Source organism: Cognatundibacterium rugosum (assembly GCF_014284365.1).
GTDB classification, from domain to species: domain Bacteria; phylum Pseudomonadota; class Gammaproteobacteria; order Burkholderiales; family Burkholderiaceae_D; genus Undibacterium; species Undibacterium rugosum.
In genome coordinates this window covers 1-267 of sequence record NZ_JACOGG010000070.1, presented here as the reverse complement: position 1 = coordinate 267, position 267 = coordinate 1, and the positions used below count along the sequence as shown (strand labels likewise).

The window sequence follows — 267 nt, the reverse complement described above, 5'->3', positions numbered from 1 at the left end:
CCTACAAAGGGCATGTTGGCCGGATTGCCCCCAATTTACTGCAGCGGCAGTTTGCCGCACAAAAGGCGAATCAAAAATGGGTGACCGATGTGACAGAATTCCATGTCGCTGGGGAGAAGCTGTATTTATCGCCGATACTCGATCTATACAACGGAGAAATTATTGCCTTTAACACGTCACGGCGACCGGTGTTTAAGATGATCAGCGAAATGCTGACGAGTGCATGGAGCAAGTTAAAGCCAGGAGATCGTCCGATACTGCACTCCG

Annotated in this window: 1 protein-coding gene; it reads left to right on the top strand. The window is 49.8% G+C overall.

Annotated elements, in window-relative coordinates; translation table 11 throughout:
- Nucleotides 1-267 (top strand): DDE-type integrase/transposase/recombinase (locus H8K47_RS18095; RefSeq protein ID WP_329604190.1); only part of this gene is annotated, 267 nt, incomplete at both ends.